Origin of the sequence: Paenisporosarcina antarctica (assembly GCF_004367585.1) — a bacterium.
GTDB classification, from domain to species: domain Bacteria; phylum Bacillota; class Bacilli; order Bacillales_A; family Planococcaceae; genus Paenisporosarcina; species Paenisporosarcina antarctica.
The window spans coordinates 3557230-3575647 of sequence record NZ_CP038015.1; the positions used below are offsets into that span (position 1 = coordinate 3557230).

Consider the following 18418-nt stretch of genomic DNA (forward strand, 5'->3'; position numbering starts at 1 on the left):
GGGACTATTAATTTGTCTTACTCTTTAGCATTTTTAAAACGTTCATAATTTGTGTTAATAACCTTTTGAAATTCTTCAGTGTTTCTATACATTGTATCCATGCCTTGATTTTTCATTTTTTCTTGATACTTTTCATCATCAAATCCTTTTTTAAACGCTTCTTGAAGGTACTTAATAATTTCAGGATCGGTTCCACTTGGAGCACCTATACCACGCCAAGATTCTTCAGTTACCTCAATTCCTTTTTCATATGATGTCGGAACATCAGGATATTGCTCTGACCTTTCTTCACTAAATACTAAAATCGGCTTTAAGTTTCCACTTTGAACCTGACCTTCAGCTTCGGAAAAGCTACTAATTGTCGCATCATCATGCCCTCCCGCTGCAGAAGCCACAGCTCGTGATCCTCCTTCATATGGTATAGGAGTTGACTGAATTCCAGCCGCTTCAGCAAACTCCCTAGCAGCAAAGTTATCAGATGTTTGGGCTCCTGATACAGCAATTGTTACACCATTATTACTTGCGTACTCAATTAAAGACTCAATATCATCATAAGGCGCATCACCTGGTATATAAAGATAACCAACATCACTTACAAGTTGTGCAATAGGTATGAAATCTTCATGAGTATATGAAACGTTATTAAAGATTGGGTTTGTAACAATAGATGTTGTAATTAATCCGAGTGTGTAACCATCTGGTTCAGCAGTAGCAACCATTTCTTGCCCTAAAGTACCGCCGGCTCCATCTCTATTTTCAGTTACTATTTTTACTCCTAAATGTTCTTCAGTATGCTCTGCAATAACTCGGGCTGTAGTATCAGCACCGCCTCCGGCAGAGAAAGGAACAACTATTTTAACAGGACCCTCCGGAAATTTATCACTAGAATCAGCACTTGTTTCCTCATTTCCACATCCACTAATAATTACTCCAATAGAAAGCAAACTTGATATTAAGACATTTCGTTTAAGCTTTTTCATTTTTGATAACTCCTTCACTAATTTTTTTTACAACCAATTTCCAATCATTAGGCTTTTGACTATTAAACTCTTCTTTTAACCCTAAACTTGTCAACCAATTTAATTTATCCTTAGTAGCTTGAGACATTATTGGATTCTTCTCATTTTCTTTGACAAATGCAATAACATTTTCCATTTCTTTTTCGCGTCTTCCTGAATGAATTGCGGTACCTGTTATTAACCGATTTGCAATTTCCTCAAATGGTGCTTCATCCATAGTTTCTGAAATCGAATCAAGAATGACATCTTCTAAATTCAAATCATGAGCTAACTCGAGTACTTCAAACAATAGTGTTGAAACCCCTTTTGTAAATATACTACGAATAAATTTAATATTAGTAGCATCTCCGGGTTGTTCACTTACTTTAGTAATATTCATGTTATAAGGACTCATTAAATTTTTAAATAAATCCGTACCATTACCACTTGCATAAATAGGCACCTGATGTTTATGAGCAGTTAATGGCCCCATCATAGCTGCATCAACAAACAACTTTTCTTTTTTCATAATCTCTTCGTAAACCTTAGTTTTTTCAGATGCACTAGCTGTTGATACATCTACATATATAGTGGAGTTATTTAGAAACTTGCTAATGTGTTGCCAACTTACGTAAGATTGGTTGGCAGGAACAGCAACAATAACTACGTCCACTTTTTGCTGTAGTAACTCTTCTTCAGTAGAACATAAGATAACTCCTGACTTTTTAACGCGGTTTTGAACCATTTCTGATTCATATAAAGGGTCAAATGCGTAAATTTTACTAACCCCATCTTCTAGTAAACCAATTGACATTTCGTATCCAACTTCACCAAAACCAATAAAACCAATTATCACCTTAACTTCACCAACCTTTTTTTTAACCATAATTTAGTACATTATATATTTTTAATGATTATATATAAGTTTTAGTACTTGAAACATCTGACATTACTCACAGTTATTATTAAAACGCTTTCATTTTTTCACTTAACCATGGTGGCTCGATTGATGTTCCTTTATTTTCTTCATATTCTAAAATTGTTTTCAATCTTTTTTCTTCATACTCTAATTTTTTTTCTGCCTTTTCTAGTACTTCTGATATTCTATCCTTAGGTACAACCACAACTCCATCTTCATCTCCAATAATTAAATCCCCCGGACAGACAACAACACCACCACATGAAATAATAGAATTTAATAAACCAGGACCATCTTTTAAAGGTCCATTTGGAATAAATCCTTTTGCAAAAATAGGAAAACCTAATTCCTCAAGATTTACTTTATCCCTCACCAGTCCATCAATAACAATACCTTCTAGTCCTACGACTTTTGCGGCTGCTGCCATTAACTCTCCAAGGTAAGCGTTTTCTTTATGATCTTTTCCATCCGCTATTAACACATAACCTTTGGAACCAGAATGGATAGCTTGATGAAGAAAAAGATTGTCACCCGGTCTCATGCTAACAGTTAACGCTGTCCCTACAATTCTAGCTTTTGAGACAACAGGTTTTATTTTGTAATCCATAGAACCTGTACAACCCATTGCATCCGATAGTAGAGTTGATGTAAGGTTTTCCGCTCTTTTAATTAATTCTTCTGATAATAAAATAGGTAATTGATTCATTTTGACTCCTCTTTGTTATTTTTTTTTAAAAGAATTACTCCATTTAATATGTAGTTATAAATATTACATTAATTTTTATAGAAGTAATTTTTATAACAATACCATTGAACCTAATTGATGTAAACCCTTTTATCATTTTATTCTGAATATTTAATTACCGTTTAGTCCTAACAACATACTAAACTAACCCTTAATACCCCTTCCCACTAACCGTGAAGGGGTGTTCCAGATTTTTTAAATGTTTTTAATTCCATATACGCCTATATTCGAAAATTCAGTAGGAACATTCCATCTTTGTTAAATCGATTATGCTTTAATAAATCCCACGAATCTAAGACAGTGCCTGACACATACCCGCTTATTAAAAAAGAGAGACGAGCGTTGTCTTCGCCGTCTCTCTTCTTATAGTGCAGAGGTGTCATCCATAGCGACCCGGATATTTCCCTGTCGATTATTAATATCAACTTAGCTCAAAGTTTTTCACACATGACCATCCACTCATCAATCATAAAGCTTTCAATATCGTCACCTTGTTTTGTAATCGCAAAATAATGAGCCGTCTCTTTGTCGGCTTGTAGTAAATGCTGTTTCACTCGATTCACTTGTTCTTCGTTTTCTGTAGTACGTGCTACCCACTCAGGATATGCAAATGTTTTTTTCCGATCCAGGGATTTCTTCACGACCAAATTATTGACTTGTAGAAGATGATTCCATTCATCTTTGGAGAGACAACGCACGTGGCTATCGTCTCTTAATTTTTCCGTTTTATTCATGAACTCACCTAGTTTAGAATCGGCAGGTGCAATATTGTCTATTAGAATAAATTTTCCATTCGACTTTAATACTCTTGATGCTTCTTCAATAAATTTTTCGGGATTTGGAAAATGATGCGGTGCAATTCGACAAACTACCACATCAAACGTATCTTTTAAAAAAGGCAATGATTCAGCGTCGGCAATTACAAAAATAATATTATCGAAAATTGCGTTTAAATGCTTGGCGGTATTTTCTAGCATTTCCTCGGTAAGGTCAGTAGAAAACACTGTTCCTACGAAAGGTGCCAGTGCCTTTGTTACATGGCCTCCACCAGTAGCGATATCTAAAACGGACCATGTATTTTCGGGTTCCAACCAATCTTTTAATAAAGGAAGATCATTCCCTTTTGCATGGCTTTCACTTTTCAAATACTTATCAGCATTTTTCCCAAATACGGACTTTACTCTTTCCTTCGTAGAATCTTCCATTAGTTTGGCTCCTTTAACTTGATTTCTCCTTCATTCCATCCAACATATTTTCTAAAACAGTATGGAGAATACCACCATTCAGGTAATACTCCACATCGATTTTGCTATCTAAACGAACGATGACTTCAAATTCACTATTTCCTTCTTCTTTTTCCACCAAAATACGCACCTTTTGTTTCGCTGATATGTCATTTCCTAAATCGATAATAGAATACGTTTCTGTTCCATCTAATCCTAATGTTTCTGCATTTTCTCCTTCTTTAAACTGCAAAGGAAGAACACCCATTCCGACTAGGTTACTACGATGAATACGTTCGAAACTTTCAGCTAATACAGCCTTCACTCCTAGAAGGAAGGTCCCTTTGGCGGCCCAATCTCTTGAGCTTCCAGTTCCATACTCTTTTCCAGCGATGATGATTAAGTTTTGTTCAGACTCTTTGTATTTCGTTGCTGCGTCGAAAACACTCATGATTTCACCTGTTGGTAAATACTTGGTGAATCCTCCTTCTATTCCATTGGCTAGTTCATTACGTATCCGGATATTCCCGAATGTCCCACGTACCATTACATGGTGATTTCCTCTTCTTGCACCATAGTTATTAAAGTCTCTGACATTTACTTCTTTTTCAGCCAAATACAATCCAGCTGGACTTTTTAACGGGATATGACCTGCAGGCGAGATATGGTCAGTAGTGATCGAGTCTTTTAACAAGAGTAAGGTCTTCATTTTTTTTATATCAAGTTCCTTATTATCGTTCGTTTTCTGTTCTTTAAAATAAGGAGCTTCTTTTATATATGTTGATTTATCATCCCATTGATACAATAATCCTTCAGAAACCGGTATGGAAGACCACGTTTCATTCTCAAAAATACTTTGGTATTCCTCCTGGAAAAGTTCCTTTTTTATATGAGAGGACATGACTTTATTTATTTCATCTGACGATGGCCAAATATCTTTTAAGTAAACCGCTTCATTGTCTTTTGAAAAGCCAATTGGTTCATTTGACAGATCAATTCGTACGGTTCCTGCCAATGCGTAAGCAACAACAAGGGGAGGAGAACCTAAATAATTTGCTTTTATCAGGGGATGAATTCTTCCTTCAAAATTACGGTTCCCGCTTAATACAGAGGATACGAGCAAGTTGTTATCTTTAATGGCCTTCTCGACGGATATATCTAGTGCACCACTATTACCACAGCAAGTTGCGCAGCCGTAACCATCTATAAAAAACCCGATTTCCTCAAGGGAAGTCAACAAACCAGCTTTCTCCAGGTATTTAGTAACGACACGGGAACCTGGTGTGATACTACTTTTTACAAAAGAAGGTTTTTTCAACCCTAATTCCACTGCTTTTTTAGCAACAAGCCCAGCTGCAATCATCACGCTAGGGTTTGACGTATTTGTACAACTTGATATGGCTGCAAGTACTACAGACCCTGTTTTGATTTCTTCTTCATTATTAAGTTGGACCTTGTTATTTAGTTCTTTCTCTTCCAGTCCATATCCACGTTGTGCAATTGGTGCAGAAATTGCCTGTTCAAATTCTAACTTCATATTTGCCAGAGGAATACTATCTTGTGGCCTCTTTGGCCCGGCCAACAAAGGCTCGACAATGGACAAATCCAATTCAATTGTTTCTGTAAATTCTGGAACAACAGAGTCTTTCGATCGATACAACCCTTGTGATTCGTAATAGGCCTTCGCTAAAGGAACTAGATCCCCCCGTCCAGTCTCTTCAAAGTAATTCATCGCGACATGGTCCACTGGAAAGTAACCCATTGTCGCTCCATACTCGGGGGCCATATTAGCAATTGTCGCTCGGTCTGTAAGTGAGATATTATCCAAGCCGTCTCCGAAAAACTCAATATATTTTCCGACAACACCTTTTGTTCTTAGTAGATTAGTTATGGTAAGAGCTAGGTCAGTAGCAGTTACTCCTTCTTGTAATTTTCCATGTAGTTTATATCCAACAACTTCAGGCATCACAAAATATAGGGGTTGACCAAGCATGGCAGCTTCCGCTTCAATTCCTCCAACGCCCCACCCTATTATTCCTATTCCATTTATCATCGGTGTATGTGAATCCGTCCCAACTAACGAGTCTGGGTATATACTTGGCCCTTTTTCTGAGTCACCTACCCTTACCGGACTAGCTAAATACTCAAGATTAACTTGATGAACAATCCCGTTTGATGGAGGTACCGCTCTAAAATTCCGGAAACTATTTTGAGCCCATTTCACAAAACGGTATCTTTCGTTGTTCTGCTCGTACTCCTTATGCAAATTTGCAGATAGGGAGTTTACATTACCGGAGTTGTCGACAATGACAGAATGATCAATGACAAGATCTACTGGGATTTGCGGATTCACTTCGGCAATATCTCCACCCTTGCGATTAACTTCTTCCCTCATCGTCGCTAAGTCCACAAGAGCCGGTATCCCTGTGAAATCTTGAAATAGGATTCGAGAAGGTTTAAATGGAATTTCTCTTTCCAATCGTTGTTGCTCTTTCCAATTTGCCAGTTGCTCAATGTGTTCAATATTTATGTACTTCCCATCAAAATTACGAACAGCAGTTTCGAGTAGTATCTTAATGGAGTATGGAAGTAATGAAATATTTCCATCAACCGATTTATCCAAAGTATTCAAGTTTACGAAAGAATACTCATTACCATTCATGGATAGCACGTCAAAGACGTCTTCTGTTAATACCTTTTTCATATCTTTCATGTTGGCTCCTCCTTTTTTCTTTAGAAAAACCAGCCAAAGTACGCACGGTCCTTTAAGACAGCAAATGATTTAAGTAACAGTTTAGAAGGATATTCCATATAGTATCTACTTTGGTTTCCGGTATGATTTCCGTTACAGGTGGACGCTTTCCGCGGGCGGTCCAGTGAGCCTCCTCGTCGCAAGCGACTGCGGGGTCTCACTGAACACGCTTTCTCCGCTGGAGTGTTTCCACTGACCGGAAACTTCTAAATAATGAAATAATACTTTACATTAATCGGATTCACTAGAGTCCCATCAAAGAAATTCCATTCCATTTTAGTATGTTAGTATTCTTATACTAAAACACATGAACACTGGGTTTTTGGCACATCAATTTTATATACTTTCTAATGTTTGTAAGAAAAGTTGTTAATTTTCTTCTATCTAAAATTGTTTTCCACATGAGGGTCTTAAGCTCAGGTGTTAGGAAGCTAGTGGAGTTAGCCATCACTAATCCAAGTATGAAGCTATGGTTAAATACTTTTTATCTTGAGTCAATTTCATAACTCCTAAATTCGATAATTATCCGTTTATTTTAAACAGGTATGTTTGATTGTAGCGCCATGCGGCGACTCCAGTGGGAACAGTGCGAGCTGAAAGCCCCGCAGGAAAGATGCTGGCCAAAAGCCAGTATCTTTGCGACGAGTAACCGCAGGAGCACATGGTTTTAGAGTGACGAGGAGATTGAAGCCGTGCCCCACGGAAAGCGTCCTCATGGAGCGGAAATCAACTTTGCTCGGATTTTATTACTAGTTTTTTATTATGAAATTGATTTATCTAGTAAAAAAATAGCCCAGGTGATTTAATCATCCAGACTACTCTTTCTATTACAATTCAGGTATATAAAGCAGTCCTTTTAATATAAGACGAGCTGTTCTATCAAGACCGACTGATTCGATGTCCATTCCGTTCTTTGTTAATGCAACTCGGACTACTGCTACCCCTTCTGGATGTCCAATTCTAAAAGTACCACTTTGGCCTACCAACCGTTTAGAAGTATAACTATTCGCAATCGTTCCTGGTAATAATGCGGAAGCCGCCAAATTATATAATCCACTACCTGCAAATGTCCGGTGAAATTTCCCCATGGAAACCATTTTCGCTACAATATCAACATCTTCTGCTTTAATGAGTTCACCTTTAGAAGTTGTATAGTCATGTGGCTTTGAAAGAATGGCGATTTTAGGAATCGATGGAATTTGCATAGCTTCCTTTTCTGTTTCAGCCATACCAGATAAAACGGAAGCTTTAAGACGAATGGATTCTAGTTTGCTCATCAATTCAGCGTCCTGTGACAGTTTGCTATTCGGTTCCGAACCTTTTAAGCAGAAAGACTCAGCTGCTGTAAACACGAACGGATTTACAATATCAGCAAATGACGCATCGAAAGACTCTTCACTTACTTCCAGTTTAGTTGTGCTTCCAAGTGGCAGTGATTTCCCGGTAATTCCTCCACCTGGGGATAGGATATCTACCTCAAATTTGGCACCTGGTATTATTGTCCCTGGCATATGATAATCTCCAGATACCTGTGCTTTTCCGTTTATTACAGGAACATTTAACTTAATCATTTTCTGAATGTTTTTATTGAATACGAACACCGTTGTTTCTTTATCCAAAATGTCTAAGTTTACTAGTCCTTCATCCACCGCAAAAGCTCCAACAGCAGCCATTAAGTTTCCGCAAGTACCTTCTGCGTCTACTACTGCTTCCCCTATACCGATCTGGTAGAAAGTATAATCCAAAACCGCTTCCTTTACTGATGGTTCTGATATGACGATGACTTTGCTGGTATGAGATGTCCCACTTCCTAGTCCGTTAATCTGAGATGGATTATATGCATCTATACCCGCAAGAAAGATATTCTCTCGCTTCTTTTTATCTCTAGGTAAGTCCTTTTCATGAAAAAATATGCCGCGACTTGTCCCGCCACGGTAAACTGCACAAGGGACAGATTGTTGAGAAATAAGGAACACCTCCTCTTCTTATTCGGGTATTACAGTTTTAGCAATTTGCTTATCCAAACTTTCATAATCATGTAGTTTAATTGTTTCGTATAATTCTTTTCTAGTCTGCATCTTATCAAGGACACCTTTTTGGGTTCCTTTTTCAGCAATCTCTCTGAATACTACTTCATACGCTTTTGCTGCAGCACGGAGAGAAGTAACTGGATAAATAACCATAGAGTAGCCGAAGTCTTCAAACTGCTCTGCAGTAAAGTACTCAGTTCGACCAAATTCAGTCATATTTGCGAGCAGTGGTACAGTAAATTGTCCGCTGACCTGTCGAAACTCATCTTCAGTTGTAAGAGCTTCTGGAAAAATAGCATCTGCCCCAGCTTCAACGTATTGATGTAGTCTGTCTATCGCACTATCTAATCCTTCTACTGACAATGCATCTGTACGTGCAACAATAACTAATGATGGAGCAACTTCTTTGATCGTTTTTATTTTTTGGATCATTTCCTCAACTGGAATAAGTTTTTTACCATTTAAATGACCGCATTTTTTGGGCAAATCCTGATCTTCAATCTGTATTGCTGCTACATTTGCCTCAACCATTTCTTTAGCTGCTCGAGCTACATTTAAAATTCCACCAAACCCTGTATCGATATCAGCTAATAATGGTAAATTTGTTGCGCGTATAATATCACGCGCGCGCTCTGCCACTTCTTGAGAATGTAAAATCCCTAAATCCGGGAGACCTCTACTTGCTGTGAACGCTGCTCCTGATAAATACAATGATTTAAAGCCTGTTTGTTTGGCGACTAAACCTGACATACCATCATGTGCTCCAATAATTTTTAATAGTTGATCTTCATTAATAAGCTGTAAAAATTCTTGAGCCAACTCAGATTGACTCTTTTGTTTTTCAATTAACCAAGTCATTAGTAGTCCTCCTTTTTAGTGAACTGTGATGATTGTATTCCAATAAAATAAAACTGAACCTAAAACTACTAATAGCCAAATTATCGTTGAAAACATACCGAACCGTAATAAATCTTTCTCAGTAAAATGTCCATAGGAATAACTGATAAGATGAACCGGGGATTGTGTGATCAGTAAAAATCCTGGTACACCAGTTAAAAATACTGCCATTGCAATCTCAAGCGAAGTTAAACCTGTTACATTATTCCCTACTGTAATAGCTATAGGAATCATAATGGTCAAAAATCCTAGAACATTCACAAAAACGATACGGATTAGAGCCGTTACAACGATCATGAAAATTAACAATAGTATTGGAGAATAGCCCGTAAATTTCAAAACAATTACATTGGCAATCCAATCTACCGCGCCCGTTTCAATTAGCATTTTTGCAACCATTAAGGTTCCTGCAAAAAACAGGATCATATCCCAATCCACTTTCTTACGTGCTGTTTCCCAATTCCAAATTCCAATTACCGGCATTACGGTTAAACTGGCACTCAATAAAGCGATTAAAGGAACCGAAAAGTGATGAAAACCTTCAGTAATCCATAAAATAACAGCTAAACCAATTATGCACAGTACTTTAATTTCATCTACTGTTATACTTCCTAGTTCTCCCATTTTTTCATCGATTAAATTCACAACTACTTTACTTTCAATTGCTTCAGGTGGATAAATCAATATAAATAGTAGCCACAATAAGACGATAAAAAGAAAAATCGGTGGTAAAAACAACATTATCCAATTTAGATAGTTCATTTCATCCGTTATTTCTGAAAGTAATCCATATGCATAAATTGTCGAACTGGCACCAGTCGCTACAAAAGAACCTGATAACGCGACAACATAAGTCAAACCAATAAATAATGATTTAGACAAATTCGTCACTTTACTAATTTTTTTTAAATTAGTGACAATACTATCTAATACTGAAGCGATCAGACTACCTTTGCCGACGTTAGAAGGAATTAACACAGAAAGAACAAACATAATTAGAAATGAAATAAAAACCAACTTTTTTCCTGAACCACTAGAAAGTCTAAGCATTTTCAGTGCTATCCTACTTGCAAGTCCTGTCTTAATAAAAGCATGTGAGATAATGAAAGTTGCAAATAGAAGCCATATTATTCCAGAACCAAAATAACTCATGGTTTCTTCAAATGAGAAAAAGTGAAAAGAAAGCATAATCATTAACAAAATTGAACTAAACGCTAACGGAAATACTCTACCAATCCATAGAATCTGTATGATGAACAATAATACAACTGCTTTCACCTTTATATCCCATTCAAAGAACGGTAATAAAAATATACAATAAAGAATCACTGATATAGAAAGTAGTATCTTTTTTTTCATCGTTACACACCTGCTAAGAATTGATATCGTTTTAACATCATAATGATTTTTGAATTTTACGCTTCTTGAACCAACTTACAATCAGTGGATAAAATAATGATAGTAGAGTTAACAATGTAAGAGTTATTGTAATAGGCGACATAAAAATAACACTAAATGCCCCTTCTGATCCAACCATACTTTTCCTGAAATTTTGTTCCATATCAGAGCCTACAATGACTGCCAATATTAGAGGTGCAATAGGGAAATCTAGCAGTTTCATCGCAAGTCCAAGCAGTCCGAAGATTAATAAGAACGTAAAGTCGATTGTGCTGTAGCTTAATGTGTAAGTACCTATAAACGCCAGTACTAGTATCAGTGGAAAAAGAACTTTTGCCGGTATATCTAATACTTTGACAAGTATCCCGACCATTAGAATATTCATTATAACTAGGAAAATATTTCCGATAAACATACTATTAATAAATGTCCATACAAGTAGCGGATCATTTTCAAATAAGAGCGGTCCTGGACGTATTCCTAGCATGACAACAGCACCTAATATAACAGCCGTTGTTCCGGATCCTGGAATACCCATCGTTAGAAGTGGAATAAACGCACCTACTGATGCTGCATTGTTCGCAGACTCAGGAGCAGCAAGCCCTTCAACAGCACCTTTCCCGAACTCTTCCGGGTGTTTTGAAAGTTGTTTTTCAGTTGTGTAACTTAGCATAGATGCGATCGCGCCGCCTGCTCCAGGCAAAACGCCGATTAGAAATCCTAATGGTGCACTTCTTATCATCGGCCACTTGGAACGTTTCCATTGCTCTTTAGTTATCCAAATTTTACCAACTTCTTTTGATTTAGTTTTTATTTTATCAATTCCTATGTAATTAAACATAACTTCTCCAACTGCGTAAATTCCGATAATTACAATAAGAAAATCAATACCTTCACTTAACTCAGGAAGGCCTAACGTAAATCGATGAACACCCGACTGTAAATCAATGCCCATCGTAGTGAGCAAAAGGCCAATTGTCATTGAAATAAATCCTTTTATCATCGCCCCTTTTGATAAGGCTACAATTGCTGATAGCGTAAAAATCATAAGTAAGAAATATTCAGCCGGTCCAAAACGCAATGCAAAACTTGCTAGAGGTTTCGCCAATAGAATGAAACCAACTATTGCAACTAGCCCGCCGATTAGCGATGCTATTGCTGATATAGCAAGCGCTTGACCCGCTTGGCCCTTTTGAGCCATAGGATAGCCATCAAAAGTTGCTGCAATTGCGGATCCATCTCCTGGAGTATTTAATAGGATAGAACTCCTCGAGCCGCCATACATTGCTCCATAATAAATTGCTGCCATTAACACTAAAGCACTTACCGGATCCATTCCAAAAGTGATTGGTATTAACAAGGCTATTGCTGTAGCTGGTCCAAGGCCAGGTAGCATTCCGACTACTGTCCCTAGAAATCCTCCAAGTGCAACCCAGAAAAGATTTATCGGTTGCAACGCTGTCATTAAACCTTCCAGTACTATATTAAAATCTACTCCCATTATTTCTTACCTCCTATTTATGGCAGACTCACTTTGAGTAAGATTGCAAATGAATACCATGTAAGCCCTGAAAAACAAATTGCAATCACTATATTTGATATCCACTTTTTCCTTCCATTGATAATGAATAGAAGTCCTCCAAGAAAAATAATAGTAGAAAACAAAAATCCGATTTTCTCAAATAGAAACGCGTATATTAAACTTAAAACTATTGTCGAAATAAGTAGAAAGGGTGTACGACCCTTTAAGAGAAGTTCCAATTCCGGAAATCCATCATGTCGCTTTCTCCATTCCTGAATAATGTATATTACGCTTAATAAAATAAGTAATCCCGATACCAAAGTCGGGTAATACATTGGACCATACGGATCTCCTAATCTAGCTTTAGGTAAATTTAGTGAACTGATAAGGAAAGTCGCACCTACTAGAAAGAATATAATTGGTAAGAATAAACGGAACATGTCTTCTCTCCATTCCTTTTCATGTTTGTCTAAAAGAATAATGGACCCTTTTAAGGATCCATTTAATTTTCATTCATTTTAATCAGTTAATCCTGAGTCAGTTAGTAACTTATCATAATTTTCTGTTTGGACCTTCAAGAATTCCGAAGTTTCTGCACTATTCTTATAGAACGGGAGCCAATCATTATTTTTTAACAACGTCTTCCATGCTTCCGTTTCGACCATTTTAGCGATAGCATCGTCATAGTAAGCAATTTCTTCCTCTGTCATATCCGGTGGTCCTACAATTCCTCTCCAGTGAGGGAATACCATATCAATTCCTTGCTCTTTCCATGTTTGAACTTCTTCCAAGCCCTCAAGTCGCTCTTCTGAGGACACTGAAATTATTTTGAAATTCTTTGCTAAATGTTGCTCTTTTGATTCTGAGACAGACATTGTTGCGACATCAACATGATTACCAAGTAGTGCTGTAACAACATCTCCACCACTCTCGTAAATTAAAATATTTAATTTAGTAACATCAACACCAAATTCTTTTGCAGCTTGTACAAATGATAAATGGTCGTTATTACCTAAACCAGGAGCTAAAGCAATTTTTATTGAAGTTGGATCTTTTTTCAATTGCTCCATTAATTCTGTTGCATCTTCAAAAGGAGAATCATTTGGAACAGCAATCGAAATCCATTCCGTTGTTAAGATTGCCAAAGGAGTTAAATCTTCATAGCTTAATTCACTTTGTCCTAGTAAATTATTTGTAATAAGCAAGCTAGAATCAATTGCTACTGTATGAGCATCTTTTTCTTTTGTATACTGCCAGCCCACTTCACCGCTTCCACCCGGCTTATTTACAACATTGATATTTTCTTCAACAATGCCTTCATCATCTAGGATTTTCTGTATAGCTCTTGCTGTTGCATCCCATCCACCACCTGGTGTTGCAGGTGCCACTAATTCAATATTATCATTTGGGAATGACTCTGGTTCAGCATCTGCCCCTTCCGAAGAACAAGCCCCCAAAACGAATATTGCACTTAAACCTAAGTAAGTAAATAATTTTTTCAACTATTTCAACTCCTATTCAAATTTTCTTAATCTTCATACTAAGCTAAACATTTGAATATGTAACCGTTTACAATTTTAAAAAATTTAAAAACTTTACTATCATTTTGTTCATTAAATTCATTTTTTCTTACAAATAGTATTTTCTTTCAGGTCTACCCACAATCCCATATTCCAATTCGGCTTTCACTTTTCCAATTGACACTAGGTATTGTAAATATCTTCTAGCTGTCGTTCTAGAGGCATTCATTTTAATTCCTACTTCTTCTGCAGTTGCACCATTGTCCATACTACCGATAATTTCAACTATCTTTTTCAAGGTTATTGAATTAATCCCTTTTGGTAGTTCATTATCTTCCTGAATTTCTGTAACCTTATTCTTTAAAACTTGATCAATGAAATCTTGTGTGACCAGTTCTTTTGACTCGAGCAATGCTTTCCTTTTTATAAAGTTGTTAATGACCTCTGTGAATTTCTCCATTGCTACAGGTTTAATCAAATAGTAAAATATACCGTATTTTAAACTTTCATCTAATAATTCCATATTGTTAGCTGCTGTGATCACAATAAAACTGAGATGAGGATAATCAAGCTTTAACTCTTTTATGAGCTCCGTTCCCAGTTTATCGGGCATATATATATCCACTAATAATAAATCCACATGATTTTCTCTAATTATTTTTAGCACATCTATCGCTTGATGAGCTTTTCCAACTACAGACACACCATAAATTTCGTTGAGAAATTTTTCGTGGATATTAGCAACCCGAAAGTCATCTTCTACAATCGCTACATTTATCATAAACGCACATCCCTTATCTTTACTTTGGTATAAACACTGTAAAAGTCGTTCCACTGGCTTCGCAGTTGACTTCTATTGAACCATTGAGTTCTTTAACTACTTTTATTACATTCGATAACCCAAATCCTCGTCCACTACCACTTTTTGTCGTATAGCCCTGGTCAAATATCAAATCTATATCTTCCTTCGATATACCCATTCCTGAATCTACTATTTCTAAAACAATTTCTTCACCGTAGTCAACTGCGAAAAAAACAACTTTCTTTTCAACACATTGAGCTACTGCCTCAAAAGCGTTATCTATCAAGTTTCCAATAATAATTGTACTTTGGGCTGTTGTAATATGCTTTGGAAAAACACCTAATGTACTAGTCTCCTCAATATGAAAATCTATTTTTTTCTCTGATGCTTTTCCTATTTTCCCAAATAGAAGCGCTTGAATTTTCAAATCTTTAATCTGCTCAAATATGAGATTATTGTTCTGTTGCACGATTACACTTTCATTTTGAATCATTTCTAGAGCTTCTTCCTGATGCCCTAGTTGAAGTAGCCCAGAGATCACATAAAGCTTATTTTGAAACTCATGGGTCTGCGCTCTGAGATCATCTGAAAGTGTTTGAACCTCAGATAAGGTGTTCATTAATTTCAACATTTCAGTTTTGTCTTTGAATGTTAATACAGTTCCAACGTTTTGTTCTTCTTTCATTATTGGGAAAATGTTTAATATTACGACATAGCCATTAATATCTATCTCCAAAGAAGAATGTGTTTGATTTTTTTCAATTATTTCCGTTATTTTTGGTGTTTGGATTGCATCGTAAATAGGTTTGTTTTCATACGTGCTATCTAAACCTAAAATATTTTGAGCTGCTTGGTTCATCAGAGTTATTCTCTTTGAATTGTCCATAGCTATGATCCCTTCATTAATAGAAGAGAGTATGGCATTACGATCTCGGTAAAGCGTTGCTATTTCACGAGGTTCTAAGTCCAAAGTATCTTTTCTGATATTTCTAGCTAATAAAATACTAGATATCACACCAATTAGTATGATAAATATTACAAATATAGATATATCCTTTACTCTATTAATAGTAGCTGTTATTATCTCGTCTTTTAGATAACCTACAGTAACAACTCCTATCACTTGCTTTTGATCATTAAAAATTGGGGCCTTACCGACTATTGAAAGACCTACATTTTGTTCAGATACTAGGGAATAATAGCCTCCAAAAACGATAGCCTTAAAGTTTTCATGTATTTTATTATAAGAATTTATTTTATCTTCTATAGGATGAGCTAGTATTTTACCATCACGATTTTCAATTATTATGAAATTGGCATCCACCTGACTGCTGATACGAATTGCCAGATGTTGCAATTCCTCATTTTGATTTAACATGGTTAAGGCTTCTTCAACAGAATTCATATTAGCTACCGTCTTAGCGGTCTGTAGACCTATTCTTGTTGAGTTTTCAACGCTCTGGTTAATTTCATAATAAGTAAAAAAACTTAACGAAACAAATATGATTCCAATAACCAAAGAAACTATCAAACCCATAATTTTTGTCTGAAGAGATACATTTAATAAATTTTTCATTTTTTCCTCTATTTCCTCAATACAGATTTCTGTTCTTCTCTTTAAAACTTAATATACTAAACATACAGATTATATTAGGGGAATGCTAGTTGTTGATATTGGAAAATGAATCTTGACGTTTATAGGTCTTTTGATATCCCCAATAATTATCATTTTAATAAAAGCTTTAGCGGAACAAGGTTATCTAAAAGTATGGCTGGACTTGAAGCAAGCTGAGAGAGATGTTCATACTTTGAAATAGATACTGTAATAGTACTAAGTTTTTGCTATTTCCCCTTTCACAATCGAGTCCACTTACAAACTTACGTTATTAAAGTTTGTAAGTGTGGTTAAATTGTAAAAGGCGACATTTCGTATTGCTAACTCTTATTCCTTCACTACGGTAATAATTCGTTTGAGGTTTACTGCAACATTTACAAGTGATTGAAGTGGAAGGCGGCGACTCCGGCGGGAAAAGCGAGACAGACAAGACCCCACAGGTAGCGCAAGCGGACGAGGAGGCTTGTCGCTCGCCCCGCGGAAAGCGTCCGCCTGTTTCTGCATCGCTACGCTAGCTTCGAAACATGAAAGTGCGCTGAAACGGAAATCACCTATCCATAACTAAGAAATAATAAATTAACTTTTTCAGTGACCTTCATCAATCCTAATGATGAAGGTGTTTTTCTGCCGTCTATACCAATATTAAGTCAATAAATTTATCTAATACTAAATTGTATTTCCTTGCATCTATAAAGCTTTATTGTTAAAGTAGATTTAATTAAATACTTTCTTACTTCAATATATTTGAAGTGAGGATAGAGGCGCAAACATCAATAGTAGACAATTTGAGGATAATGAGATCCTATAATGGTTGTTGAAAGGGATATTTGCCGAAGTAGAGAGAATCTCATGTTCTCAAAACTGGTTCTGTTATTGAATAAATACGGAACTGTCATATAGGCAAACTATATGGAGGGCTATCCACGCATAGGAACGACTTGGACTAATAAAGTTACGTTTCTATTGCAACAGCGGACCCTCGTTGTTGCTTTTTTGCGTTTACAAGAATACTGCCTACACTACCTCTATATTTTATAAACTATAAAAAAGGGGAGAAAAGTAATGACATTTGGCCAAGTTTTAACAGCAATGGTGACACCATTTAATCAACAAGGTGAGATTGATTTTATCGCTACAAAGGCTTTAATTAACCATTTGATAGCAAATGGTACTGATGGTTTAGTTGTAGCAGGAACAACAGGTGAATCTCCTACACTAGACACACAAGAGAAAATTAAGTTAATTAAATTTGTTGTAGAAGTTGTTAACGGAAGAGTCCCCGTTATAGCAGGAACTGGATCAAACGATACGAGAGCATCGATCAACTTGACGAAGCGAGTAGAAGAAACAGGAGTCGACGGAATTATGTTGGTCACTCCATACTATAACAAGCCCTCTCAAGAAGGATTATATCAACATTTTAAAACCATCGCCGAGGCTACATCACTGCCGGTAATGCTATACAATATTCCTGGACGAAGTGTAGTAAACATGACCGTAGAAACAATTGTAAGACTTTCGGCAATCGACAATATTGTATCGATTAAAGAAGCAAGTGGAGATTTAAATCATATCACGCAAATCATTAGCCAAACACCTAGCAACTTCAGCTTGTACAGTGGTGATGACGGTCTAACATTACCTGTTTTAGCCCTTGGTGGTGCTGGAGTTATTTCTGTTTCTTCACACATCATTGGGAATGAAATGCAAGAAATGATTAAAAACTTCAAAACTGGGAATTTAGATGTTGCAGCATCTATGCATGGTACCCTTCTCCCTATTATGGAGGCTTTATTCGCCGCACCAAACCCGGCACCTGTTAAAGCAGCTTTAAATATGCGAGGGATAGATGTTGGTGGAGTTCGTCTTCCCATAATTCCTTTAAACAAAGAAGAAGCAAAGACACTACAAAGAGCAATTCAACCTATTCAATTAGAGTTACTTGTTAAATAGATGAAATAAGAAAGAGCAGCCGAATTAATTTCTTCGGCTGCTCT

Annotated in this window: 14 protein-coding genes and 1 riboswitch; of the genes, 1 reads left to right on the forward strand and 13 read right to left on the reverse strand. The window is 36.5% G+C overall.

The genetic code is table 11. The features are described 5' to 3' along the window. Nucleotides 1-17: 17 nt before the first annotated feature. From E2636_RS16895 to E2636_RS16955, 13 genes are all read right to left on the reverse strand, one after another. The gene (locus E2636_RS16895) at nt 18-980 is read right to left on the reverse strand and encodes a tripartite tricarboxylate transporter substrate binding protein (RefSeq protein ID WP_134211354.1); all 963 of its coding nucleotides are present in this window, start codon (nt 978-980) and stop codon (nt 18-20) included. Next, nucleotides 967-1884, reverse strand: coding sequence for a DUF1932 domain-containing protein (locus E2636_RS16900; protein ID WP_134211356.1), 918 nt, complete (start codon nt 1882-1884; stop codon nt 967-969). The genes E2636_RS16895 and E2636_RS16900 overlap by 14 nt, the downstream gene beginning before the upstream one ends. Nucleotides 1885-1963: 79 nt before the next feature. Beyond that, complete coding sequence (locus E2636_RS16905) at nt 1964-2623, reverse strand: RraA family protein (RefSeq protein ID WP_134211358.1); 660 nt, start codon at nt 2621-2623, stop codon at nt 1964-1966. A gap of 470 nt (nt 2624-3093) precedes the next feature. After that, complete coding sequence (locus E2636_RS16910) at nt 3094-3867, reverse strand: class I SAM-dependent methyltransferase (RefSeq protein WP_134211360.1); 774 nt, start codon at nt 3865-3867, stop codon at nt 3094-3096. A 13-nt stretch (nt 3868-3880) separates the two neighbouring features. Continuing rightward, nucleotides 3881-6589 carry an aconitate hydratase AcnA gene (gene acnA, locus E2636_RS16915; RefSeq protein WP_134211851.1) on the reverse strand — a complete coding sequence of 903 codons (2709 nt, stop codon included), beginning with the start codon at nt 6587-6589 and terminating at the stop codon, nt 3881-3883. A gap of 875 nt (nt 6590-7464) precedes the next feature. Continuing rightward, complete coding sequence (locus E2636_RS16920) at nt 7465-8613, reverse strand: PrpF domain-containing protein (protein ID WP_243840691.1); 1149 nt, start codon at nt 8611-8613, stop codon at nt 7465-7467. 9 nt (nt 8614-8622) lie between these two features. Further along, nucleotides 8623-9525, reverse strand: a complete 903-nt coding sequence (gene prpB / locus E2636_RS16925; RefSeq protein WP_134211362.1) for a methylisocitrate lyase — start codon at nt 9523-9525, stop codon at nt 8623-8625. 15 nt (nt 9526-9540) lie between these two features. Further along, the gene (locus E2636_RS16930; protein WP_134211364.1) at nt 9541-10923 is read right to left on the reverse strand and encodes an SLC13 family permease; all 1383 of its coding nucleotides are present in this window, start codon (nt 10921-10923) and stop codon (nt 9541-9543) included. 37 nt (nt 10924-10960) lie between these two features. Next, entirely contained in the window at nt 10961-12463 is a 1503-nt protein-coding gene (locus E2636_RS16935; protein WP_134211366.1) for a tripartite tricarboxylate transporter permease, read from the reverse strand. Between the two features lie 17 nt (nt 12464-12480). Then, nucleotides 12481-12924 (reverse strand): tripartite tricarboxylate transporter TctB family protein, encoded by a 444-nt coding sequence (locus tag E2636_RS16940; RefSeq protein WP_134211368.1) that lies wholly within the window; start codon nt 12922-12924, stop codon nt 12481-12483. A gap of 78 nt (nt 12925-13002) precedes the next feature. Next, nucleotides 13003-13986 (reverse strand): tripartite tricarboxylate transporter substrate binding protein, encoded by a 984-nt coding sequence (locus tag E2636_RS16945; protein WP_134211370.1) that lies wholly within the window; start codon nt 13984-13986, stop codon nt 13003-13005. Between the two features lie 127 nt (nt 13987-14113). Further along, on the reverse strand, nt 14114-14785 hold the full coding sequence (locus E2636_RS16950; RefSeq protein ID WP_134211372.1) for a response regulator: 672 nt from the start codon (nt 14783-14785) through the stop codon (nt 14114-14116). 19 nt (nt 14786-14804) lie between these two features. Continuing rightward, nucleotides 14805-16382 carry an ATP-binding protein gene (locus E2636_RS16955; protein WP_134211374.1) on the reverse strand — a complete coding sequence of 526 codons (1578 nt, stop codon included), beginning with the start codon at nt 16380-16382 and terminating at the stop codon, nt 14805-14807. 787 nt (nt 16383-17169) lie between these two features. Further along, nucleotides 17170-17349, forward strand: a riboswitch (Lysine riboswitch). A gap of 134 nt (nt 17350-17483) precedes the next feature. Between E2636_RS16955 and dapA the strand changes: the two genes are divergently transcribed. Further along, nucleotides 17484-18374: a 4-hydroxy-tetrahydrodipicolinate synthase gene (gene dapA / locus E2636_RS16965; protein ID WP_134211376.1), complete on the forward strand. Its 891-nt coding sequence runs from the start codon at nt 17484-17486 to the stop codon at nt 18372-18374. The last annotated feature ends 44 nt before the right edge of the window (nt 18375-18418 follow it).